This is a genomic window from Streptomyces sp. NPDC027663, assembly GCF_055566415.1.
The window spans coordinates 225,275-248,000 of record NZ_JBVHSK010000001.1 but is presented as its reverse complement, the minus strand read 5'-3'; the positions used below and the strand labels follow the sequence as shown (position 1 = coordinate 248,000).

The 22,726-nt window shown below is 70.6% G+C and carries 19 protein-coding genes and 1 tRNA gene; 12 read left to right on the top strand and 8 right to left on the bottom strand.

All coding sequences use genetic code 11. The annotated features are described in order from the left end of the window. Positions 1 to 60 precede the first annotated feature (60 nt). Positions 61 to 1,662: a beta-N-acetylhexosaminidase gene (locus tag ACZ4SF_RS01105; protein WP_468376469.1), complete on the bottom strand. Its 1,602-nt coding sequence runs from the start codon at positions 1,660 to 1,662 to the stop codon at positions 61 to 63. A 62-nt stretch (positions 1,663 to 1,724) separates the two neighbouring features. Between ACZ4SF_RS01105 and ACZ4SF_RS01100 the strand changes: the two genes are divergently transcribed. The 3 genes from ACZ4SF_RS01100 (at position 1,725) to glmS (ending at position 4,897) form a co-directional block, all read left to right on the top strand. Continuing rightward, entirely contained in the window at positions 1,725 to 2,597 is an 873-nt protein-coding gene (locus tag ACZ4SF_RS01100) for a DUF4429 domain-containing protein (protein ID WP_468376467.1), read from the top strand. Between the two features lie 178 nt (positions 2,598 to 2,775). Further along, positions 2,776 to 3,033, top strand: coding sequence for a hypothetical protein (locus ACZ4SF_RS01095; protein ID WP_468376464.1), 258 nt, complete (start codon positions 2,776 to 2,778; stop codon positions 3,031 to 3,033). Between the two features lie 46 nt (positions 3,034 to 3,079). Continuing rightward, the gene (gene glmS, locus ACZ4SF_RS01090; protein WP_468376461.1) at positions 3,080 to 4,897 is read left to right on the top strand and encodes a glutamine--fructose-6-phosphate transaminase (isomerizing); all 1,818 of its coding nucleotides are present in this window, start codon (positions 3,080 to 3,082) and stop codon (positions 4,895 to 4,897) included. Between the two features lie 148 nt (positions 4,898 to 5,045). Here glmS and ACZ4SF_RS01085 read toward each other — a convergent pair whose 3' ends face one another. Both ACZ4SF_RS01085 and ACZ4SF_RS01080 read right to left on the bottom strand, forming a co-directional pair. Next, complete coding sequence (locus tag ACZ4SF_RS01085) at positions 5,046 to 5,603, bottom strand: hypothetical protein (RefSeq protein ID WP_468376459.1); 558 nt, start codon at positions 5,601 to 5,603, stop codon at positions 5,046 to 5,048. Between the two features lie 145 nt (positions 5,604 to 5,748). Beyond that, positions 5,749 to 6,276, bottom strand: a complete 528-nt coding sequence (locus ACZ4SF_RS01080; RefSeq protein WP_201830499.1) for a universal stress protein — start codon at positions 6,274 to 6,276, stop codon at positions 5,749 to 5,751. Between the two features lie 326 nt (positions 6,277 to 6,602). On the opposite strand from ACZ4SF_RS01080, the gene ACZ4SF_RS01075 reads away from it, so the two are divergent. The 4 genes from ACZ4SF_RS01075 (at position 6,603) to ACZ4SF_RS01060 (ending at position 9,480) form a co-directional block, all read left to right on the top strand. Continuing rightward, positions 6,603 to 6,872 carry a hypothetical protein gene (locus ACZ4SF_RS01075; RefSeq protein ID WP_468376455.1) on the top strand — a complete coding sequence of 90 codons (270 nt, stop codon included), beginning with the start codon at positions 6,603 to 6,605 and terminating at the stop codon, positions 6,870 to 6,872. Positions 6,873 to 7,250: 378 nt separating this feature from the next. After that, a complete protein-coding gene (locus ACZ4SF_RS01070; protein ID WP_468376452.1) occupies positions 7,251 to 8,459 on the top strand; it encodes a helix-turn-helix domain-containing protein in 1,209 nt (402 codons plus the stop codon). Between the two features lie 231 nt (positions 8,460 to 8,690). Further along, entirely contained in the window at positions 8,691 to 9,293 is a 603-nt protein-coding gene (gene orn / locus ACZ4SF_RS01065; protein WP_468376449.1) for an oligoribonuclease, read from the top strand. Positions 9,294 to 9,407: 114 nt separating this feature from the next. Further along, positions 9,408 to 9,480: transfer RNA gene (locus tag ACZ4SF_RS01060), tRNA-His, on the top strand. Here ACZ4SF_RS01060 and ACZ4SF_RS01055 read toward each other — a convergent pair. After that, positions 9,476 to 10,951 carry an MFS transporter gene (locus ACZ4SF_RS01055; RefSeq protein WP_468376446.1) on the bottom strand — a complete coding sequence of 492 codons (1,476 nt, stop codon included), beginning with the start codon at positions 10,949 to 10,951 and terminating at the stop codon, positions 9,476 to 9,478. The two genes, ACZ4SF_RS01060 and ACZ4SF_RS01055, sit on opposite strands and share 5 nt — an antisense overlap. An 83-nt stretch (positions 10,952 to 11,034) precedes the next feature. Between ACZ4SF_RS01055 and ACZ4SF_RS01050 the strand changes: the two genes are divergently transcribed. Beyond that, positions 11,035 to 11,634, top strand: a complete 600-nt coding sequence (locus ACZ4SF_RS01050) for a TetR/AcrR family transcriptional regulator (protein ID WP_468376443.1) — start codon at positions 11,035 to 11,037, stop codon at positions 11,632 to 11,634. Positions 11,635 to 11,676: 42 nt separating this feature from the next. Here the strand turns inward: ACZ4SF_RS01050 and ACZ4SF_RS01045 are convergent, their stop codons facing one another. Continuing rightward, a complete protein-coding gene (locus ACZ4SF_RS01045; RefSeq protein WP_468376441.1) occupies positions 11,677 to 14,190 on the bottom strand; it encodes an OmpL47-type beta-barrel domain-containing protein in 2,514 nt (837 codons plus the stop codon). Positions 14,191 to 14,328: 138 nt separating this feature from the next. Next, on the bottom strand, positions 14,329 to 15,384 hold the full coding sequence (locus tag ACZ4SF_RS01040) for a LacI family DNA-binding transcriptional regulator (RefSeq protein WP_468376438.1): 1,056 nt from the start codon (positions 15,382 to 15,384) through the stop codon (positions 14,329 to 14,331). Between the two features lie 418 nt (positions 15,385 to 15,802). On the opposite strand from ACZ4SF_RS01040, the gene ACZ4SF_RS01035 reads away from it, so the two are divergent. From ACZ4SF_RS01035 to ACZ4SF_RS01020, 4 genes are all read left to right on the top strand, one after another. Next, positions 15,803 to 17,128 (top strand): ABC transporter substrate-binding protein, encoded by a 1,326-nt coding sequence (locus ACZ4SF_RS01035; protein WP_468376435.1) that lies wholly within the window; start codon positions 15,803 to 15,805, stop codon positions 17,126 to 17,128. After that, positions 17,125 to 18,150 carry a carbohydrate ABC transporter permease gene (locus tag ACZ4SF_RS01030; RefSeq protein ID WP_468376432.1) on the top strand — a complete coding sequence of 342 codons (1,026 nt, stop codon included), beginning with the start codon at positions 17,125 to 17,127 and terminating at the stop codon, positions 18,148 to 18,150. Before ACZ4SF_RS01035 ends, ACZ4SF_RS01030 begins: the two co-directional genes overlap by 4 nt. Next, entirely contained in the window at positions 18,147 to 19,034 is an 888-nt protein-coding gene (locus ACZ4SF_RS01025) for a carbohydrate ABC transporter permease (RefSeq protein WP_468376429.1), read from the top strand. The genes ACZ4SF_RS01030 and ACZ4SF_RS01025 overlap by 4 nt, the downstream gene beginning before the upstream one ends. Positions 19,035 to 19,129: 95 nt before the next feature. Continuing rightward, positions 19,130 to 20,560: a GH1 family beta-glucosidase gene (locus ACZ4SF_RS01020; protein ID WP_468376426.1), complete on the top strand. Its 1,431-nt coding sequence runs from the start codon at positions 19,130 to 19,132 to the stop codon at positions 20,558 to 20,560. Between the two features lie 42 nt (positions 20,561 to 20,602). On the opposite strand, the gene ACZ4SF_RS01015 is transcribed toward ACZ4SF_RS01020, so the two are convergent. Next, a complete protein-coding gene (locus ACZ4SF_RS01015; protein WP_468376423.1) occupies positions 20,603 to 21,052 on the bottom strand; it encodes an SH3 domain-containing protein in 450 nt (149 codons plus the stop codon). Between the two features lie 61 nt (positions 21,053 to 21,113). After that, positions 21,114 to 22,592, bottom strand: coding sequence for a glycoside hydrolase family 18 protein (locus tag ACZ4SF_RS01010; RefSeq protein ID WP_468376420.1), 1,479 nt, complete (start codon positions 22,590 to 22,592; stop codon positions 21,114 to 21,116). Positions 22,593 to 22,726: the final 134 nt, after the last annotated feature.

The following is a 22,726-nucleotide window of genomic DNA, read 5'->3' as shown; positions in this document are numbered from 1 at the left end:
CCCGCACAGACGGACGAACACCCCGGAGTACGGTCCTCCGGGGTGTTCGTCCGGCATCGGTCAGCGTGCCGGCCAGGGCACCTGGGGCGAACGGTAGTAGCGGATGCCGAGGGCGTCCCAGCGTGGGGCCTGCGCGGCCAGCCGCACCCTGTAGGTGTTCCAGTCGTGGCCGGCCGCCGGGGACCAGCCCAGCTCGGCCGCGCCGGCGAGCCGCGGGAACGCCATGTACTCGATGTCGGCCGAGTTCTTCAGCGTCTCCGACCACAGGGGTGCCTCGATGCCCCTGATCGCGGAGGCGGGGACCCCGGCGAGACAGGCGCCCGGGTTCCAGTCGTAGGACCGCTTCACCTCCACCAGGCCCGCCCAGTCCGTGCCGAGCCTGGTGGACCTGGTGTACTTCATGTCGAGGTAGAGCCGGTCGGCCGGGGAGAGGATCAGGCCCGTGCCGTTCCGGGCGGCCGCCGCGACCTGTGCCTTCTCCGCCGCGCCGGTGCCGTCCTGGCCCCAGTACTGGGCGAGGGCGCCCTCGGCGGGGTGCGCGCCGGTGAGCTGGTGCCAGCCGATGACCTTCTTGCCGTACCCGGCCACGACCGGCTGCACGCGGTCCATGAACGCCACGTAGTCGGCGTGGCTGGTGGAGTGCGCCTCGTCGCCGCCGATGTGCAGGTAGCGGCCCGGGGTGAGGGCGGCCAGCTCCCGGATCACGTCGTCCACGAAGTCGTAGGTGACCCGCTTGGGCACGCACAGCGAGCTGAAGCCGACGTCGGTGCCGGTGTACAGCGGGGGCGCCACGCCGTTGCAGTTGAGCTGCGCGTAGGAGGCGAGGGCCGCGTTGGTGTGGCCGGGCATGTCGATCTCGGGCACGACCTCCAGATAGCGGGAGGCCGCGTAGCGGACGATCTCCCGGTAGTCGGCCTTGGTGTAGTGGCCGCCCCGGCCGCCGCCGACCTGGGTGGAGCCGCCGTACGAGGCCAGGCGCGGCCAGGAGTCGACCGCGATGCGCCAGCCCTGGTCGTCGCTGAGGTGCAGATGCAGCTCGTTGACCTTGTAGAGGGCCAACTGGTCGATGTAGCCCTTGACCTGGGCGACCGTGAAGAAGTGGCGGGAGACGTCCAGCATGGCACCCCGGTAGGCGTACCGGGGGCGGTCCTGCACGGTGCCGCCGGCGATCCGCCAGGACGCGGACTGCACGGTCTTCTTCTCCACGGCCGCGGGCAGCAGCTGACGCAGCGTCTGGACGCCGTGGAAGAGCCCGGCGGGGGTTCGCGCGGTGATGTCCACGCCGCCGGCGCTGCTGTGCAGCCGGTACCCTTCGGTGCCGAACTCGCCGCTGCGCAGCTGGAGTCGGATGCCGCCGGTGCCCTGTCCGGTGAGCGGCAGCGGGTAGCCGGTGGCAGGTCGCAGGAGGCCGGCCAGGTAGGCGCCGATGCGGCGGACCTCGGTGGAACCGTCCACGCGGATGCTGGTGGCGCGGGTGATGCGGTACGGGGTTCCGCCCGGGGTGACCTGGGCGGGTGCGGGGACCACCCGGTCCAGCGGGGTGGGGGCGGCGGCCCGGTCCGCGGGGGCCGCACCGACGGTGCAGACGCCGGCTGCCGCGAGCAGCAGCAGGGAACCGAGGATGCGGGGTGTCCGGGGAGTCGTGCTGTGGTTCCGTCTCACATGCGCTCCCTTCAGATGTGGTCGAGACCACTGTCCCGCAGATCCGGTGGAACAATCCCCGCATGGCGGAAATCATCCAGAAGGACGGCACCTGGGTCTTCGACGGCGACGCCCTGCGCATCACTCCGGGCCGGGACAAGAGTGTCAGTCCGTTCCGTCGTGAGCTGGGCGAACTCGTCGTACCGCTGGGGGCGTTGGCCGGTGTCTCCTTCGAGCAGGGCCGGAAGTCGGGGCGGCTCAGGCTCCGGCTGCGCGACGGCGCCGATCCGCTGCTGCAGGCCACCGGCGGCCGGCTCACCGAGCCGCACGACCCCTATCAGCTGACCGTGGAGTCCGACCGGTACGGCGTCGCCGAGTACGTCGCGGACGAGGTGCGCAACGCCCTGCTGCTGGACGGGGTTTCCCCGGATCCGGTCGCCGGGTACCTGCTGCCGGGCCCGTCGCTTCCGGTGTCCGCGTCTGCGGGGGACGGCACGGCGAGCTTCGACGGGGAGCGGGTGCGGCTGGAGTGGAACTGGAAGACCGAGGACGCCAAGGCCGCCGCCGGCCCCCGCACGATCGCCCTGACGGACGTGACCGGCGTGGAGTGGCAGCCGGCGGCCGGGCTGGAGAACGGGCATCTGCGGTTTCTGGTGCGCGGGGCCCCGGTCACCGCGCCGCCCAAATACGACCCGAACGCGGTCGAGCTGTGGGGCTTCCGCAAGGACCCGCTGATGGCCCTGGTCGCGGCGGCGGTGCAGGCACGTCTGCCGCACCCCGCGGCGGCGGAGCCCGGCGGGCCGAAGGCCGCCCCGCGGCCGGCCGATGAGGCGGCCGGGGACGACCATGACGCGCTGCTGCGGCGGCTGCGCGAGCTGGGCGAGCTGCACCGCGACGGTGTGCTGACGGCCGAGGAGTTCACCCTGGCCAAGCAGGCGGTCCTCAGACGGCTGTGAGGACCGCCCGCCGGTCTCGTGCTCGTCCCCCCAGGAGTCCGGCGCGGAGAAGGCGTAGAGGCTGCGGCCGGCCGAGCCCGCGGTGACGTACACCACACCTTGAGGGTTTCCACAGGCACCTGCCCGGAATCGGGCACGAATCTTGCGAAACGGCCGCCGTTACTCCAGGATCTACCGGGTGCACGACGAACTGGTTGATCATCTGACGCGGTCCACGCCCCTGAGCCGGGGCGAGGCGCTGCGGGTGGTCCAGGACGTGCTCGCCTATTTCGACGAGACGACGCAGGACTTCGTCCGTCGCCGCCACCGTGAACTACAGGCCCGGGGCCTGGTGAACACGGAGATCTTCGAACGGATCGAGGCGGACCTGAAATACCGGGCGGTGGCGCCGCCGGAGCTGACGCTCAGGCAGCTGCGCCGCATGGTCTACGGCTGAGAACCAGCCGTTCCGGACCAGCGACAGCCAAGGGATACCTCTATATATGTGCGGAATTGTCGGATACATCGGGAAGCGTGACGTCGCCCCCCTGCTCCTGGAAGGGCTGCAGCGGCTGGAGTACCGCGGCTACGACTCCGCGGGCATCGTCGTCACCTCCCCGAAGACGCCCGGCCTGAAGATGGTCAAGGCCAAGGGCCGGGTCCGTGACCTGGAGACCAAGGTCCCTGCGCGCTTCAAGGGCACCACCGGCATCGCCCACACCCGCTGGGCCACCCACGGCGCCCCCTCCGACGTGAACGCCCACCCGCACATGTCGGCCGACAACAAGGTCGCCGTCGTCCACAACGGCATCATCGACAACGCCGCCGACCTGCGCCGCAAGCTGGAGGCGGACGGCGTCGAGTTCCTCTCCGAGACCGACACCGAGGTCCTCGTCCACCTCATCGCCCGCTCCCAGGCCGAGAAGCTGGAGGACAAGGTCCGCGAGACCCTGCGGGTGGTCGAGGGCACCTACGGCATCGCGGTGATGCACGCCGACTTCTCCGACCGCATCGTGGTGGCCCGCAACGGCTCCCCCGTCGTCCTCGGCATCGGCGAGAAGGAGATGTTCGTCGCATCGGACATCGCCGCCCTGGTCGCCCACACCCGGCAGATAGTGACGCTGGACGACGGCGAGATGGCCACCCTCAAGGCCGACGACTTCCGGACGTACACCACCGAGGGCACCCGCACCTCGGCCGAGCCGACCACCGTGGAGTGGGAGGCGGCGTCGTACGACATGGGCGGCCACGACACCTACATGCACAAGGAGATCCACGAGCAGGCCGACGCCGTGGACCGCGTGCTGCGCGGCCGCATCGACGACCGGTTCTCCACCGTGCACCTCGGCGGCCTCAACCTGGACGCCCGTGAGGCCCGGCAGATCCGCCGTGTGAAGATCCTCGGCTGCGGCACCTCGTACCACGCGGGCATGATCGGCGCCCAGATGATCGAGGAGCTGGCCCGTATCCCCGCCGACGCAGAGCCGGCCTCCGAGTTCCGCTACCGCAACGCGGTGGTCGACCCCGACACCCTCTACGTGGCCGTCTCCCAGTCCGGTGAGACGTACGACGTGCTCGCCGCCGTCCAGGAGCTGAAGCGCAAGGGCGCCCGGGTCTTCGGCGTGGTCAACGTGGTCGGCTCGGCGATCGCCCGCGAGGCGGACGCCGGCATCTACGTGCACGCCGGCCCCGAGGTCTGCGTGGTGTCGACCAAGTGCTTCACCAACATGACGGTCGCCTTCGCGCTGCTCGCCCTGCACCTCGGCCGCACCCGTGACCTCTCGGTCCGCGACGGCAAGCGGATCATCGAGGGCCTGCGGAAGCTGCCCGGGCAGATCACCGAGATCCTCAAGCAGGAGGAGAAGGTCAAGGAGCTGGCCGAGCTGTACGCCGACGCCCGCTCGATGCTCTTCATCGGCCGCGTCCGGGGCTACCCGGTGGCCCGTGAGGCCTCCCTCAAGCTCAAGGAGGTCTCCTACATCCACGCCGAGGCCTACCCCGCCTCCGAGCTGAAGCACGGCCCGCTGGCCCTCATCGAGCCGGCCCTCCCCACGGTCGCGATCGTCCCCGACGACGACCTGCTGGAGAAGAACCGCGCGGCTCTGGAGGAGATCAAGGCCCGCGAGGGCAAGATCCTTGCGGTGGCCCACCAGCACCAGGAGAAGGCCGACCAGACGATCATCGTCCCGAAGAACGAGGACGAGCTGGACCCGATCCTGATGGGCATCCCGCTCCAGCTCCTGGCGTACCACACGGCGAAGGCCCTGGGCCGCGACATCGACAAGCCGAGGAACCTGGCGAAGTCGGTGACGGTGGAGTAGGGACTTCACGCGACCACCGAAGCGATGATCGAGCGACCCCCGCGGCGAACAACCACGTCCGCGAGAGCGGCGCCGGCGTAGGCGCAAAAAGGGGACCCCCACGTGTGGCCACCTGCCACGTGGGGGTCCTTTCCGTGCCGCTGCGTTGTCAGCCGGTGGCCGTCACCCCCCGGCCGGCGGCACGCCCAGGAAGAGCCGTCGGCCAGTGAGCCACCGCAGCCGTCGCCGCGTACCAGGCCACCGCACCGGAGACGACGGCGACCCAGCCGCCGGCCTTCGTGAGAGCGGAACTGTCGGCGAAGGCCGCGACGGCCAGCACCAGCATCGCCAGGAACAGCAGCGCGTACATCAGCTGTCCGAGGGTGTCCCCGCCCGCAAGGGTCAGGGTGAGCGCCACGAGGGCGAACAGGAGCAGGAAGAGCCCGGCCGCGTTCGCCGAGCCGTGGCTCGACACGGCCCAGGTGAACCAGAGGGCGCCGAGAGCGACGAATCCCGCCCCGGAGGCGCCGGATTCGCGCAGGGCCAGCAGGCCGACGAGGAAGAGGGCGACCCCGCCCACGTAGTGGGCGACGGTCACGGCGTCGGAGGCTCCGACGCCGTCGATCACGCCGGTCAGACCGAGCCCGAACGCCAACAGGGTTACCCCGAGGGCGAGTCGGCCGACCACGGTAGTGCTCACGCTTCCCGCAGAGACGTCGTTGTCCACGGCGGGCTCCCTTCGTGCATGTGCAGTTGTGCGGTGACCGGTATATGCCCTTCACAAGAGCACAAACACCTACTACGCGTGAGTAGTTCACCTGTACACAAAGGGATGTGACGAAGCGTGAGGTGTGCGGCGAAGCGTGTGGCGCCTACGGGATGACGATCACGGGCCGCTTCGCCCGCTTGGCGAGCCGTCCCGCGACGGAGCCGAAGATCCGGCCGACGATGCCGTGCGTGGAGCCGACGACGATCGCGTCGGCCTCGTACTCCCGCCCCACCTCTTCGAGTTCGTGGCAGATGTCCCCGCCCCGCTCGACCAGGATCCAGGGCACCTCGGCCAGATAGTCCGCACAGGCCAGTTCCAGTCCCAGCACCTCGGTGCGGTGATCCGGCACGTCGACGAAGACGGGTGGCTCACAGCCGGCCCACACGGTGGTGGGGAGCCGGTTGGCGACGTGGACGATGATCAGGCCGGAGCCGGAGCGGTGGGCCATGCCGATCGCGTAGGCCAGGGCGCGCTCACTGGAGGTGGAGCCGTCGAAGCCGACGACGACTCCGTGCCGGAAGGCGGGGTCGCAGGACGGGCGTGACTCCGCTGCCGCCAGGGGATCGGCCGCCGTGGGATCGGCGACCGGCCGCTTGCGGTCCGCGGGTTCGAAGAATTCGTGACCGGCCATGGCTGTCTCGGCGTTGTGATCCTTTATGGATGGGACGACACTGTGCGGCGGAAGCGTGCGGCGGAGCTGTGTCCGGGAAACATCTTCCCAACCCCATACCCCCAAGGGTACGGCGGCACGCCTCCTGAGCACAGATCCCGCGCACGCTCCGTAAGCGGTCCCCGACGTCCGTAGGGGTTCACCGGAGCATGCACGAGCCGCGCCCGTAACGCAATGGTTGCTGCCCCGTACAGGCGGTTTGCACAGGATTCACAGATGCGCGGCCGGTGACCGACAGGTCGAACGGACGTTGAACCCGGGTGAACCACCGCCACAGGGAGTACCAGATGCCCGGACCACGCGCCCCTCGGGATCCGCAGCCCGCACCGGACACGGCGAGCGATGTGATCCGCTGGGCCGCCTTCAGCTGCGTGCTCGTGCCCGTGATCCTCCTCTGGTACGGCACCTCGCTGGCGGGCGCGGCGGGCGCCGCGCTGTGCCTCGCCGCCGTCACGGCGGTCTGCCGGGTGCTGCTGCGCCGCTCCGAGCGAGGGGCCGAGCGTTGCGCCGCGCAAAGAGGCGGACGTCACACCCGGGGGCAGACACCGGTCGACTGACCGGTTTCCATACCTCAGAGCGCTGGTTTTCAGCCAACTTCTGGATACCGGCCAGGAGGGGTCCGAACCACCCCCCAACCCCCGTTCCACCTGCAGGGAAAGGGTCTACGGGCCGCTGCGCACCCTACGCGGTTTGGCCACGGCGACAAGGCGCACTTCCCTGCACGGCTCGTGAGTGCAACGCTTCGTGATCGAATGCTTCACGCCAAGTTGTCATGTCGACAATGTGCCGCGTGGGGAACTGGTCACCGTGCGATCGCGGGAGCCAGTAAATTCGATCTTGACTGTCTTACGGCGGGGGACTCGTGCAGGACCGAGGGGAAACGTGCAGGAGCGACACAACCGAGGAGCCGCGACCACCGAGGGGGGCTTAGCAGTATGAGCCACGACTCCACTGCCACGCAGGATGCCGGCGTCCGGAAACTGTCCGGACGACGCCGCAAGGAGATCGTCGCGGTGCTGCTGTTCAGCGGCGGCCCCATCTTCGAGAGTTCCATTCCGCTGTCGGTGTTCGGGATCGACCGCCAGGACGCCGGCGTGCCGCGCTACCGCCTTTTGGTGAGTGCCGGCGAGGAAGGCCCGCTGCGGACCACAGGGGGCCTGGAACTCACCGCACCGCATGGGCTCGAGGCGATCTCACGCGCCGGGACGGTCGTCGTACCGGCCTGGCGCTCGATCACCTCGCCGCCGCCGGAGGAGGCACTGGACGCGCTGCGCCGGGCACACGAGGAAGGCGCCCGCATCGTCGGGCTGTGCACGGGCGCCTTCGTGCTCGCAGCGGCCGGACTGCTCGACGGCCGCCCGGCGACCACCCACTGGATGTATGCGCCGACGCTGGCCAAGCGCTATCCGTCGGTGCACGTCGATCCACGGGAGCTGTTCGTCGACGACGGCGATGTGCTGACGTCGGCGGGTACGGCGGCCGGGATCGACCTCTGCCTCCACATCGTGCGGACGGACCACGGCAACGAGGCGGCCGGCGCGCTCGCCCGGCGCCTGGTGGTCCCGCCGCGCCGGACAGGCGGGCAGGAGCGCTACCTCGACCGGTCTTTACCGGAGGAGATCGGCGCCGACCCGCTGGCCGAGGTCGTCGCCTGGGCGCTGGAACATCTCCACGAGCAGTTCGACGTGGAGACACTGGCGGCACGCGCCTATATGAGCCGCCGTACGTTCGACCGCCGGTTCCGCTCGCTCACCGGGAGCGCTCCGCTGCAGTGGCTCATCACTCAGCGCGTGCTCCAGGCGCAGCGGCTGCTGGAGACGTCGGACTACTCGGTGGACGAGGTGGCGGGCCGGTGCGGCTTCCGCTCACCGGTCGCGCTGCGCGGGCACTTCCGCCGCCAGCTCGGCTCGTCCCCCGCCGCCTACCGTGCCGCCTACCGGGCCCGCAGGCCACAGGGCGACAAGCAGGGTGAGGCGGAGCCGGCGGTGCAGCAGCCGGGCCCGCCGCCGGGCCTGGGAGGCGGTCCCGGGCCGATGGGACATGTGCCCGCCGTGCTGCACCCGGACAGCGGAGTGCCGATGCAGAGCCGCCGGACGGCGGCCGGCGCGGTGGGTCTGTTGCCGGGACCGCGGAGCGGTAGCTGAGAGAAAGAGGGGGGCGAGCATGTGCTCGCCTCCCTCTTTTCCGCTCGCGGGCCTGACGCGCCCCGAAGGGTACGGGGCCGTGTCGAGATGCGGCTGCCGCCGTGTGGACGCGTTCGGCCACGACGAGCCGCAGGCGAACGGCGTCCCTGCCCGGCGCTTCCCGGGGCTTCCCGGCGCTTCGCAAGGAGCACGGGGGCACTCAAAAGCACAGGTCCGCTTTAGGGTGGTCGCATGAACGATCGCATGGTGTGGATCGACTGCGAGATGACCGGCCTCTCGCTGTCCGACGACGCGCTCATCGAGGTGGCCGCCCTCGTCACCGACTCCGAGCTGAACGTACTCGGCGAGGGGGTGGACATCGTCATCCGGCCGCCGGCCCGGGCACTGGAGACGATGCCGGAGGTGGTGCGTCAGATGCACACCGCGTCCGGGCTGCTCGCCGAACTGGAGAGCGGCACGACACTGGCGGAGGCCGAGGAGCAGGTGCTCGCCTATGTCCGCGAGCATGTGAAGGAGCCCGGCAAGGCCCCGCTGTGCGGCAACTCCGTCGGCACCGACCGGGGCTTCCTGCTGCGTGACATGCCGACCCTGGAGGACTACCTCCACTACCGCATCGTCGACGTGTCCTCGATCAAGGAGCTGGCCCGCCGCTGGTACCCGCGGGCGTACTTCAACAGCCCCCAGAAGAACGGCAACCACCGGGCCCTCGCCGACATCCGCGAGTCGATCGCCGAGCTGCGCTACTACCGCGAGGCCGTCTTCGTCCCGCAGCCCGGCCCGGACTCCGACACCGCCAAGGCGATCGCCGCAAAGCACGTCCTGCCCGCGCAGTAGCCGCCAGGGTCCGCTCGGAAGCCCGCGCGAAAACGTGTGCGCGAGCACCCCATCGGACCCTGTAGACTTCTTCTCGGCCGGTCGGGGAAACGACACGTTCGACTGCCGGTCATGGTGGGTGTAGCTCAGCTGGCAGAGCACCTGGTTGTGGTCCAGGATGTCGCGGGTTCAAGTCCCGTCACTCACCCTGAGTGATCAGCCGGTGACTCCGTCGCAAGACGGGTCGCCGGCTGATTCGTTTGTGCCCGCGCCGGCCCGCCGCGCAGCGGCACCTCCTCCAGCAGCAGCGCCAGCACGACCGCCACCGCGCACACCCCGGCCGTGGCCAGAAAGACGTGCCGCGTGCCGGTCGCCACCGCCTCCCGGTACGCCTCGCCCGTCACCGCGCCCGGCACTGCCCGCGTGAACAGCGAGCCGAAGACGGCCACGCCCACGGAGCCGCCGAGGGTGCGGAACAGGTTCGTCGCCGCCATGGCCGCCCCCATGTCCCGCAGTTCCACGCTGTTCTGCGCGAGGGTGGTGGCCATCTGCATGGTGAAGCCCAGGCCGAGGCCGACGAGGGCCATGGAGCAGCCGGTGGTGAGACGGGAGGTGTCCGCGTCCACCGTGGCGAGCGCCACGGTGCCGGCCGTCAGCAGCAGGGTGCCGAGCACGGGGAACACCTTGTACCGGCCGGTGCGCGACATGACCTTCCCGGCGATGTTGGACGTGATCACCACGGGGACCATCATCGGCAGCAGGAGCAGACCGGAACCGGTGGCCGAGGCGCCCTGGACCGTCTGCTGGAACAGGGGCAGATAGAGGGCCGAGCCGAACATCACCACACCGACCGCCACCAGCAGGCCGATGGCGAGCGGGAAGTTGCGGTGCCCGGTGAACACGCGGGCCGGCAGCACGGGTTCGGCGACGCGCCGCTCCACGGCGACGAACGCGGCCGTGCCGAGGACGGCCAGCGCCCCCAGGGTCAGGATCTGCCAGGACGTCCACGCGTACGTCGTACCGGCCCAGGTCGCCGCGAGGACCGCCGCGCCGATCGCGGTCGTCAGCACGGCGATGCCCGCCCAGTCGATGCGCGCCCGCGTCTTCGTGGCCCTGGCCGGCGCCCGGAGCGTCAGCTGGACCCAGAGCAGGGCGACGATCCCGAGCGGCAGATTGACGTAGAACGCCCAGCGCCAGCCGAGGTGTCCGGTGACCAGGCCGCCGACCAGGGGGCCGCCGACCACGCCGAGGGCCATCACCGAGGCGGTCATGCCCTGGTACCGGCCCCGCTCCCGCGGCGGTACCAGGGTGCCGATCAGCGCGAACCCGCCGGCGGCCAGTCCACCGGCACCTATGCCCTGCAGGGCCCGGAACCCGATCAACTGGGTCATCGACCCGGCGGCGCCGGCGAGCAGCGAGGCCAGCAGGAAGAGCACGATCGAGGCACGGAAGACGCGCCCCCGGCTGTACAGGTCACCGAGCTTGCCCCACACGGGAGTCGACACCGCGGTGGTCAGCGTGTAGGCGGTGACGACCCAGGAGATGTGGTCCAGGCCGCCCAGGTCACGGACGATCGTCGGCGTCGCCGTCCCGACGATGTTGTTGTCGAGCATCCCCAGCAGCATGGCGAGCATGACACCGAGGAGCGTCCAGCGGACGTTCTTGGCAGGTGTGGTCATGCGCTTCAGAAAAGCACACCGACTCACTAAGTGCAACGAGTCAACTTTTTGCTCGGGACAACCGAGCTGGGTACGCTACGGACATGACGGAGACGATGGGGCGCCGCGAACGCAAGAAGGCCGCCACCCGCCAGGCACTGGCGGACGCGGCCCTGGAACTCTTCCTGGAACACGGCTTCGATCAGGTGAGCATCCGGGACATCGCCGAGGCCGCGGACGTCTCCACCACGACCCTCTTCAAGCACTTCCCGAGCAAGGAAGCGCTGCTCTTCGACATGGACACGGACCTGGAGCAGGCCCTGGTCGCGGCGGTGCGCGACCGGTCGCCCGGCACACCGCTCCTCGGTGCGCTGCGCACCCACATGCTGGGCGCCCGGGCCGTCAAGGCGGAGTACGGCGAGCAGATCGAGACGTTCCGGCGGCTGGTCACCAGCACCCCGGCACTCATCGAGTACCACCGGCGCATGTGGATGCGCCACGAACGCGCCCTGGCCGCGGCGATCGCCGACGACACCGGCGCCCCCGCCGACGACCCGGTCTGCGCCGCCCTCGCCCACATGACCCTGGAAGCCCGCGCCCTCGCCGGTACCGCCCCCGACCCGGAGGCCGCCGTCAACGCCGTCTTCGACCTGCTGGAGAAGGGCTGGGAGGCGGTACGGCCGAGGCAGGAGCGGTCCTGCTGAAGCCGGCCGGACCGGCCGTGCCCTCTCGTCCCTCCCCCGGCATCACCACGGTGTCCGGACGACGACGACGTGGATGCCGCGACCCGGAGTCTCCGCATTCCCGGCGATGTCGGTGGCTGCGGAGGTCACCTGGTAGATGCCGACGCCCGAAGGCGGCCGTACCCGCCAGGTGCAGTCGCGTCGTGCCGCGTCGGGGCAGGTGAGGTCCGCGCGCCGGACGAGGGTCTGGCCGGGGACCTGCGGGGTGAACGTGAGGTCGACATGGCCGGAGCCGGAGCCGGAGTCGGCGGCGGTGCCGGAGATGTACTGGTCGTCGTGCGGCCCACCGGCGGGCCGGGCGACGAAGATCGTCTTCGGTGCGGTGATGAAGGCCGACACGGGCCGCGTCTTGTCGAGTCTGACGGTGAGCGTCCGGTCCGCCTCGGCGTTTCCGGCCCGGTCGGTCGCGTGGAAGGTGATGACCGTCTCGCCCTCTTCGGCGATGTCGAGCTTCACGGTGTGGCCGGGGACGGCGGTGGCGTGTGCCGTCCGGGCGCCGGTGGTGCTGTAGGTGATGCCGTCCACTCCGGAGCCGCCGTCCTCGTCGGTGGCGGTGAGGGTGACCGAGCCGTCGGCGGAGATCCATCCGGCCGGGTTGGGGCTCGGGCTGACGGCGGCCGTGGTGACCGGTGCCGTGCGGTCGATCCGCACCGGAAGGGTCTTGGTCTCCTCCAGGTTCCCCCAACCGTCGATCGACCGGTAGGAGAGGACGTGACTGCCGGCGGAGGCGAGGCGGACCGGATCCGTGTAGCCGGTCCAGCCGGCGCCGTCGACGTCGTACTCGGTCCTGGCGATGCCGTTGCGGTCGTCGGTGGCCGTGAGGGTGACCGCGACGTCGGTGTTGTTCCACCCGGCGGCGTTCGGTGCGGGGTCGGCGACAGCCGTGGTGACCGGCGGCACGTCGTCCACCCGGGGCCGCCGGGCGAGTTCCCGGGGACGCTCCTCGATGGTCACCGCCCCGGTGCGTCCCGGCATGTCCCGGCCGCCGATCGATCCGCCGGTCAGTTTCAGATGGGCCCAGTCGTCCTGTCCGGCGAGTGCGGTACTGATCTCGTCGTCGCCGTCGATGTCGGCTTCGAAGGTGCCCTCGTCCTGGGTGCCGTTGCAGTTCCAGTCGATGTACTTGTAGATCCTGACCAGCCAGGGGAGGTGTTCCCCACGGCAGTTCCGCATGACGTCGTACACCTGGTCGGACCCTGTGGGCGGGAGGGAACTCTCGTCCATCCGCTTCTCGTCGAGGGTGGTCGCCACCCGCGAGTAGTCGATTCTGTTGCCACCCGCGAACTTCATCCCCCTGTTGTAGGCGTAGTTCATCACGCTGAAGTACTGCGGTTTGAAGTTCACGCCGTCGAACCCGCCGTGCTGCAGACTCAGGTTGTGGCCGAGTTCGTGCATGAAGGTGGCCGACTGGTCGGTCGGGTTGCGGTAGGCGTCTCCGAGGCTCATGACGAACTCGCTGCCACCGCTGGGGGCGAGGCCTGCGACATCCGCCTCCTCCAGTTCGGGGGCGAGGCGGTGCGCGGAGAGTACGTAGTGGAAGACCGCCGGGCGGCCGGAGCCGACGAAGCCCCCGGGTTCCCGCTTGATGTCCTCGATCTCGTCCCACTTGTATCTGCCGTTGTCGTTCTTGCAGTTGCCGTCACAGGTGCCGATGTTCGCCCTCTCGGGGAGCCGCCGGGCCCGGCTCAGCGACCCCCACTTCGGGTGCGCGGGGTCGTCGCAGGGCTGCCGCCCCTCCCGGACGGTGTAGTCGAGGAGGCTGTCCGGCCCGGCGTCGACATGCAGGTTGATGCCGGACCTGGGGGCACCGCGGCGCCGGTAGGGTGCGTCGGCGAAGGCGTCGACCACCCGTTTGACGGCCGAGCAGGTCAGTTGGTGGCTGTGCCGGTCGTCCTTCTGCATCCAGTCGACATGGACGAAGATGTCGGGCCGGTCGATGTCGGCGCCCATGGCCGGCAGGTCGATGAACTGCGGTCCGCTGCCGTCTCCCGGATCGATCGTCACGCCGTGGAGCTTCCAGTCGTCGGGGATCCCGTCGCACATCCGCGAGTTGCAGTCGAAGCCGTAGTAGCGGACGGCGTCGGCTCCGCCTCCGCCCTCGCGGGACAGCACATAGCCGCGCGGCACCGTCTCGTCGTAGCTGTTGGAGCCGACGGCGGGGTTGTCCCAGTGCATCCGGAGGCGGGGGCCCTGGTCATTGTCGACCCGGTAGAAGGCCGAGCCCTCGACGCCCGTCCCGATCCCGCAGGACTCCGACTTCCAGTTCACTTTCTGACCCGGCTCGATCCGTTCGGGCGGGTCGAAGGTCCAGCAGCCGTGATCAAGGTTGTGGCCGGTGCGGATCAGAGGCAGATCGCTGTTGTTGGTCAGGACCACCTCGGTGGTACGGAACGCTCTCGACGCGGAAGCGGCCACGGCCGGTGGCAGCGCGGCCGTCCACAGCACCATCGCACCGAGCACCGCCAGCATTCTGCAGATCCGCGCCCGCCGGGAGCGCACGCCGCCGTCCACTCGCATACCGCACTCCCCGTCACCGTGCTCAGCATGATCGTTGGTACTCACACTGCGGGAGCCGACAGCCTGCGACACCGAGAGGGAGCCGAACGGGAACCCGGGGCGGGGAGGTTCACTCCGCCGGAGGACAGGGGCGCCCGCTCACGACGACGCCCGTACCACCAGCTCCGTGGGCAGCACCGCCCGGCGGCGGTCCAGGCCTCGTGACACGGCCGGGCGGCGGTCGGCGATCTCCGTGAGGAGGAGGTCGATCATGGCGCGGCCCATCTCCTCGATGGGCTGGCGGACGCTGGTGAGAGGCGGGTCCATGTGACGGGCGATGGCCGAGTCGTCGTAGCCGACCAGGGCCACGTCGTCCGGGATGCGGCGGCCCGCCTCGCGGAGCACCTGCCGGGCGCCCGCCGCCATCACGTCCGAGCCGGCGAAGACCGCGTCCAGGTCCGGGTGGCGGGCGAGCAGGGTCGTCATCGCACGACGGCCGCCCTCCTCCGTGAAGTCGCCGGGCTCGACGAGGAGTTCGTCCGCCGTGAGGCCCGCGTCGCGCAGGGCGTCGCGGTAGCCGTCGACGCGGCGCTGGGCGCCGTAGACGTCCAGGCGGCCGGTGATGTGCGCGATCCGGTGGCGGCCACGGGCCAGCAGGTGCTCCACCGCCGAGCGGGCCCCGCCGTAGTTGTCCGAGTCCACCGAGGTGAGCGACTCGGCCGCCGAGCGCGGGCCGCTGATCACGGCCGGGATCTCCAGCTGGGCCAGGAGATCGGGCAAAGGGTCGTCGGCGTGCACCGAGACCAGGAGGACGCCGTCGACGCGGTGGGCCGCCAGGTACTGGGCGAGGCGCTGCCGTTCCCGGTCGCTGCCGGCGAAGATGAGCAGCAGCTGCATCTCGGTGTCGGTGAGTTCGGCACCGACACCGCGCAGCATGTCCGAGAAGTAGGGCTCGGCGAAGAACCGGGTCTCCGGCTCCGGGACGACCAGGGCGATGGCGTCGGTGCGGTTGGCCGCGAGGGCCCGGGCCGCGGTGTTCGGGACGTAGCCGAGTTCGGCGACGGCCGCCTCGACCGCGGCGCGAGTGGCGTCACTGACCCGGGGCGAGCCGTTGATCACCCGGGAGACCGTGCCCCGTCCGACCCCGGCCCGGGCGGCGACCTCTTCGAGCGTGGGCCGTCCCCCGCCCCGGCCCCGCCCTCCGTGGCTTGCCATGGGCTCCGCCTTTCTCGCCGTGTCCTGTTCCGGCTGGAATCTAACAGTGCCGTCGGGCGGTGCTGACCCGCCCCGCGGGCCCCGGGCCACGCTCCGCGGAACCCTGCCCGCCGCACCGGACGGGCGTCCCGGGGGCGGCCCCGCACGCCGCACCGGACGGGCGTCCGGCACGAGGCCGGGGCCGACCGGGTGGAGCCGTCCAACGTCCCGGTAACTGAGCGCGGTTGGGCTTGTCCGCTCCCTTGACACCCCGCCGGGAACCGACGACTCTTCAACACATCACTTGTGGGAGCGCTCCCACGCTACCTGACCCCTACACATCCCGCACGTTCCCCGCCCGAGCCGCAGCGAGTACGAACGGGCCCGATTTCCATGCAGTCGGCCGGGGGGTCGGCACGTCAGGCAACAGGAGGACGCAATGCGCACGAGCATCCGCCGGTCCCAGCGGCTGATGGCCCTCGCGGCCGTCGCCGCCCTGACCACGGGGCTGCTGGCCGGCTGCGCCAAGGACTCGGACGACGGCTCGTCGGACAACTCGGACGGCGGCAACGGCAATGGCAAGATCACGCTGACCATCGGGACCTTCGGCGTCTTCGGCTACAAGCAGGCCGGCCTCTACGACGAGTACATGAAGCTCCACAAGGACATCAGCATCAAGGAGAACGTCACCACTCGTACCGACGTCTACTGGCCGAAAGTGCTCACCCGCCTCCAGGCCGGCTCGGGCACGGACGACATCGAGGCCATCGAGATCGGCAACATCACCGAGGCCGTGCAGACCCAGGCCGGCAAGTTCACGGACCTCGGCAAGGAGGTCGACAAGTCCCAGTGGCTGGACTGGAAGAACGCCCAGGCCACCACCGCGGACGGCAAGCTCATCGGACTCGGCACCGACACCGGGCCGATGGCCATCTGCTACCGCAAGGACCTGTTCCGCAAGGCCGGGCTGCCGACCGACCGCACCAAGCTCGCCGAGATGTGGAAGGGCGACTGGAGCAAGTACGTCGACGTGGGCAGGCAGTACATGAAGAAGGCGCCCGGCGGCACCAAGTTCGTGGACTCGGCCGCGTCCGTCTACAACGCCGCGGTGGGCGGCGCGAGCCAGCGGTACTACGACAAGGACGGCAACGTCGTCTGGGACAAGTCCGAGGGCGTGAAGAAGGCCTGGGACACCGCCATGAGCGTCGCGACGAGCACCATGTCGGCGAAGCTGAAGCAGTTCGACCCGACCTGGGACCAGGGCTTCGCCAACGGCACCTTCGCCTCCGTCGCCTGCCCGGCCTGGATGATCGGCTACATCGAGCAGAAGTCCGGTGACTCCGGCAAGGGCAAGTGGGACGTGGCCGCGGCACCGGCGGCGTCCAACTGGGGCGGCTCCTTCCTCGGCGTGCCGACCGCGAGCAGGCACCAGAAGGAGGCCGTCGCCCTGGCGAAGTGGCTGACCGCGCCCGAACAGCAGGCGAAGGTCTTCGCCAAGCAGGCCAGCTTCCCGTCGACCCCGTCGGTGTACCCGAGCCTGAAGCCGCAGCCCGACACCACGGCGTACTTCTCGGGCGCCCCGATCACCCAGATCTTCTCCGACTCGGCGAAGACCATCCCCGCGCAGCCCCTCGGCCCGAAGGACAAGCCGATCGACAACGCGATCAGTGACATCGGCATCCTGCAGGTCGAACAGAAGGGCAAGTCCCCCGAGCAGGGCTGGGACGCCGCGTCCAAGGAGATCAAGGACGTGCTCGGCCAGTGAGCGTCTCCAAGCAGGCTCTCGCGCACTCCGCGTCGAGCGCCGAGGCCGCGCCCGGCACCCCGCCGGGCGCGGCCCGGGGCGCTCGTGGTCGCGGTGGGCCGGCGGGCGCCGCCTCCTGGCGCAGCCGGCTGTACCGCTGGGACATGAAGGCGTCGCCGTACGCGTTCGTGGCCCCCTTCTTCGTCCTGTTCGGGGCGTTCACCCTGGTCCCACTGCTCTACACGGCCTGGTACTCGCTGCACCGTGTGCAGCTGTCGGCGCTGGACCACCAGACCTGGGCCGGCCTGGACAACTACGAGAACCTGTGGTCGTCGGACTTCTTCTGGAACGCGCTCGGGAACACCCTCACCATCGGCGTGCTCTCGACCGTGCCGCAGCTGCTGGCGGCGCTCGGGCTCGCCCACCTGCTCAACTACAGGCTGCGCGGCTCGACCGTGTGGCGGGTCGTGATGCTGACCCCGTACGCCACCTCCGTGGCCGCGGCGACCCTGGTGTTCACGCTGCTGTACTCCTGGGACGGCGGCATGGTCAACTGGATCCTGCACTTCTTCGGGGTCGACCCGGTCAACTGGCGCGAGTCCGACTGGGGTTCGCAGTTCGCGGTGTCGTCCATCGTGATCTGGCGGTGGACCGGGTACAACGCGCTGATCTATCTGGCCGCCATGCAGGCGATCCCGGCCGACCTGTACGAGTCGGCGGCGATCGACGGAGCCAACCGCTGGCAGCAGTTCCGGCACGTCACCGTCCCGCAGCTGCGCCCGACGATCCTCTTCACGGTCGTCGTCTCCACCATCGGCGCCACCCAGCTCTTCGGTGAGCCGCTGCTGTTCGGCGGGGTCAGCGGCTCCAAGGGCGGCTCCGAGCACCAGTTCCAGACGCTCGGCCTGTACATGTACGACCAGGGCTGGATCATCGGCAACCTCGGGAAGGCGTCCGCGATCGCCTGGTCGATGTTCCTGCTCCTGCTGATCGTCGCCGCGGTCAATCTGCTGCTCACCCGACGGCTGAGGAAGTCCCAATGACCGAACCGACCATCCCTCGGGCCGTGCGGAAGGAGCCGCGGCGCCGGGGCCGCACGGGCGCGGGCAGGCAGTTGCACGCGGGCCCGCTCACGTACGTCGTGCTGACCGTCTTCGCGCTGGTCTCGCTGGCCCCACTGGTGTGGACGGCGATCGCGGCCTCGCGCACCGACCGCCGGCTGGCCCAGACCCCGCCCCCGCTGTGGTTCGGCGGCAACCTGTTCGAGAACCTGGAGGCGGCCTGGGACCAGGCCGGGCTCGGCACCGCGATGTTCAACTCGGTGATCGTCGCGGGCGCGATCACGGTGAGCACGGTCCTGTTCTCCACGCTGGCCGGCTTCGCCTTCGCCAAGCTGCGGTTCCGCTTCTCCGGCCTGCTGTTGCTGCTGACCATCGGCACGATGATGATCCCGCCGCAGCTGGCCGTCGTACCGCTGTATCTGTGGATGTCGGACCTCGGCTGGTCGAACCAGCTGCAGACGGTGGTCCTGCCGAGCCTGGTGACCGCGTTCGGCACGTTCTTCATGCGGCAGTACCTGCTGCAGGCCCTGCCGGCCGAGCTGATCGAGGCCGCCCGGGTGGACGGGGCGAGCAGCCTGCGGATCGTCTGGCACGTGGTCTTCCCGGCGGCACGCCCGGCGATGGCGGTGCTGGGCCTGCTGACGTTCGTGTTCGCCTGGAACGACTTCCTGTGGCCGATCATCGCCCTGAACCAGCAGAACCCGACCGTGCAGGTGGCCCTGAACTCGCTCGGCACCGGGTACGTCCCGGACCAGGCGGTGATCATGGCGGGCGCGCTGCTCGGCACGCTGCCGCTGCTGGTCGCCTTCCTGCTGTTCGGCAAGCAGATCGTGGGCGGGATCATGCAGGGCGCGATCAAGGGCTGATCCGCCCGCCCCTCACCGGGGCCGGGGCACCGCTGTCCCGGCCCCTCCTCCCCCGTCATCCGCCGGCTCTTCCGACCCCCGATGGGAGCGCTTCCATGCCTGATTCCGTTCCGTCGTCCGTGTCCTTCCCGCCCGCCTTCCTCTGGGGCGCCGCGACCTCGGCCTACCAGATCGAGGGAGCGGTGCGCGAGGACGGCCGCACCCCCTCGATCTGGGACACCTTCAGCCATACACCGGGCAGGACGGCCGGCGGCGAGACCGGGGACACCGCGGTCGACCACTACCACCGCTACCGCGAGGACGTGGCGCTGATGGCGGAGCTGGGCCTGACCGCGTACCGGTTCTCCGTCTCCTGGTCCCGGGTGCAGCCGACGGGCCGGGGGCCGGCGGTCCAGCGGGGCCTGGACTTCTACCGCCGGCTGGTGGACGAGCTGCTGGCGCACGGCATCAGGCCCGCGGTCACCCTCTACCACTGGGACCTGCCGCAGGAGCTGGAGGACGCCGGCGGCTGGCCGGAGCGGGACACCGCGTTCCGGTTCGCCGAGTACGCGCGGCTCGTCGGCGAGGCCCTGGGCGACCGGGTGGAGCAGTGGATCACCCTCAACGAGCCGTGGTGCAGCGCCTTCCTGGGCTACGGCTCCGGCGTGCACGCGCCCGGCCGCACCGACCCGGTGGCCGCCCTGCGCGCCGCCCACCACCTCAACCTGGCGCACGGACTGGGGGCTTCGGCGCTGCGCGCGGCGATGCCGGCCCGCAACCGGATCGCGGTCAGCCTGAACTCCTCGGTGGTACGGCCGCTTTCCCAGGACCCGGCCGATCTGGCGGCGGCGCGCCGCATCGACGACCTGGCCAACGGCGTCTTCCACGGTCCCATGCTGCACGGGTCCTACCCGGCGTCGCTGCTGGACGCGACACGTTCGGTGACGGACTGGTCGTACGTCCTCGACGGCGACCTGCGCACGATCAGCGCACCGCTGGACGCGCTCGGCCTCAACTACTACACCCCGGCCCTGGTCTCGGCCGCGCCCGGCGAGGTCAGGGGCCCCCGGGCGGACGGCCACGGCGCCAGCGACCACTCCCCCTGGCCCGGCGCCGACGACGTCCTCTTCCACCAGACCCCTGGTGACCGTACGGAGATGGGCTGGACGATCGACCCGACGGGTCTGTACGACCTGCTCCTGCGCTACACGCGCGAGGCGCCGGGACTGCCGCTGTACGTGACGGAGAACGGCGCGGCGTACGACGACAAGCCCGACCCCGACGGCCGCGTCCACGACCCGGAGCGCATCGCCTATCTGCACGGCCACCTCTCTGCGGTGCACCGTGCCATCGCCGACGGCGCCGACGTCCGGGGCTACTTCCTGTGGTCCCTGATGGACAACTTCGAGTGGTCGTACGGCTACGGCAAGCGGTTCGGCGCGGTGTACGTGGACTACGGCTCGCTGGAACGGACGCCGAAGTCGAGCGCGCGGTGGTATGGGCAGGCGGCGCGGACAGGGCTGCTGCCGGCGGTGGAGTCCGCCTAGCGGGAGGGCGGCGGCCCGTCGTGGGGCGGGCCGCCGCCACGGTCAGCAGGGCGTGGGTACGAGGGTTTCGGGGTCGCCGTCGAACGCGGTCGCCGTGACCCAGCCCGTCCCGCCGGTGGTCAGGTACAGCCGGACCCAGACGCTGCTGGTCGCGCCGTTGGCGGTGACCTCTTCGCCCTGCTGGATGCAGAGCGCCGGGTGATCGTTGCCGGCCGCGACACTGCTGACCTGCGCGCCCGCCGTGCCCGGTGCCGAACGCACGGGCGCACCGGCGTGGGCGTGGACGGACGTGGTGCCGGTGGGCAGCGCGTCCGGGGTGGCGTCGGGCGTGTCCACGGGCGAGGGACCGGAGTCGGCCGGGGAGGGCGAGCCGTCGGTCGTCGAGGGGCTCGGTGTGACAGCGGGCCCGGAGACGTAGACCGTGGCCGGCTGCCCGGCGTCGGCGGTGATCTTGTCGCCGGGGCCCGGGTCCCCGTCGGCGGCCGGGGGCAACTGTAGGCCCGGCGAATGTGATCCGCCGGGCCCGTTATGGATGCATCGGCACTTCGCGCGACTACTTGTACGCCCCGAAGGCCTTCGAGAAGGCGAACGTGTCCTGGGCGATGGAGCTGCACGTGGCGTCGGCGGTGGGCTTGGTGCCGCCGGCGCAGGCCTTGTCGCGGGTCGCGGACCACATGGACAGCCGGCCGAGGCCCTTGGACTTGGCGAAGTCCACGAGCTGGGTGGCGTCGTCGACCTTGAAGACCTCGGTGGAGACGTCGTTGACGCCGATCATCGGGGTGACGGCGACCGCCTTCCAGGCGGCGGAGTCCGACAGCCCCAGCACGCTTCGGATCTGCGCCTGGGTGGCGGTCGCGGCCTGCTCGGCGTAGGTGCCCATGTCGCCGCTGTACGAGGGGCCGTAGTCCATCGCCATGATGTTGACGGTGTTGATCTTCACGCCGTTGGCCTTGGCGTCGGACAAGAGGTTCACGCCGTCCTGCGTCAGGCCCTCGGGCATCACCGGGAGGGTGAAGGAGACGTCCAGGCCGGGGTGCCGGGCCTGGAGCTTGGCGATGGCCTGGGCGCGGCGGGTGTTCGCGGCCGTGTTCGGCAGCGCGCCGCCCTCGACGTCGAAGTCGACCTTGGTCAGCTTGAACGCGTCGACCGCCTTGCCGTACGCCGTCGCCAGAGCGTCCGCCGAGGAGCAGGTGGTGGCCAGCTCGGAGCCGGAGGCACCGCCGAAGGAGACCCGGACGTCGCCGCCCTCGGCGCGCAGGGCACCGATCTGTGCGGCCACGCCGTCGCTGGTGAGATCGGTGACTCCGCCCCACTTGGGGGTGCAGCCGCCGCCGTCGGTGAGGAAGGCGAGGGTGTAGTTCTTCACGCCGGTCGCGTCGGCCGCGCCGAGGAGGTCGAAGGCCGGGTAGAGGGAGGTGTCCACGTAGGGGGCGAAGCCGGCCGAGGCGGTGGTGCCGCTGCCGGTGCCGCCGGTGGGGGTCGGGGTGGCGCTCTGCGTGGGGGTGGCGCTCTGCGTGGGGGTGGCCGTCCTGGTGGGTGTGGCCGTCCGGGTCGGGGCGGGCGGCCGGGTCTCGGTGGGGCGGCCGCTCGGTTCGGGGGTCGCGCCGCCGTCGGCGGAACACTGTGCGTCGTCGATACGACAGCCCGTCGGGTCGCCGGTGCCGTTGACCACGAAGCCGACGGTCACCGACTTGCCGGGGGCCAGGCTCCCGGTGTCCCACTTGGCCGGCTTCACGGTGACGTGCCGGCCGCTGACGCTGGACTCGCCGTTCCACAGGGAGCCGAGCTTGGCGCCCGCCGGGAGGTCGAACTCCAGTGTCCAGGTCTTCTCGGCCTGGCCGCTGTTGTTGGTGACGACGTACTGCGCGGTGTAGCCGGTCGACCAGTCGCTGGTCCTGGTGTACGCGGCAGCGCCACCGGCCGCGTTCGCGGTGCCGGTGAGCAGGACCGCGCCGCCGCCGATCACGGCCGCGGCCACCAGGCCGCCTATCGCCTTGTTCCTGCCACTGATCCTGCGCCGGTGCGTGCTCATGCGCGTGCCTGCCTTCACTGCTCACTGGGGGGGTTCACAGGGGTGTACGGGTCCTGTGGGGTGCGGCAGCACGCTAGCGAGCCCGAATCGGACAAACTGCTTGTTCAAGACGGGGGTTGCAGACCTTATGGTGC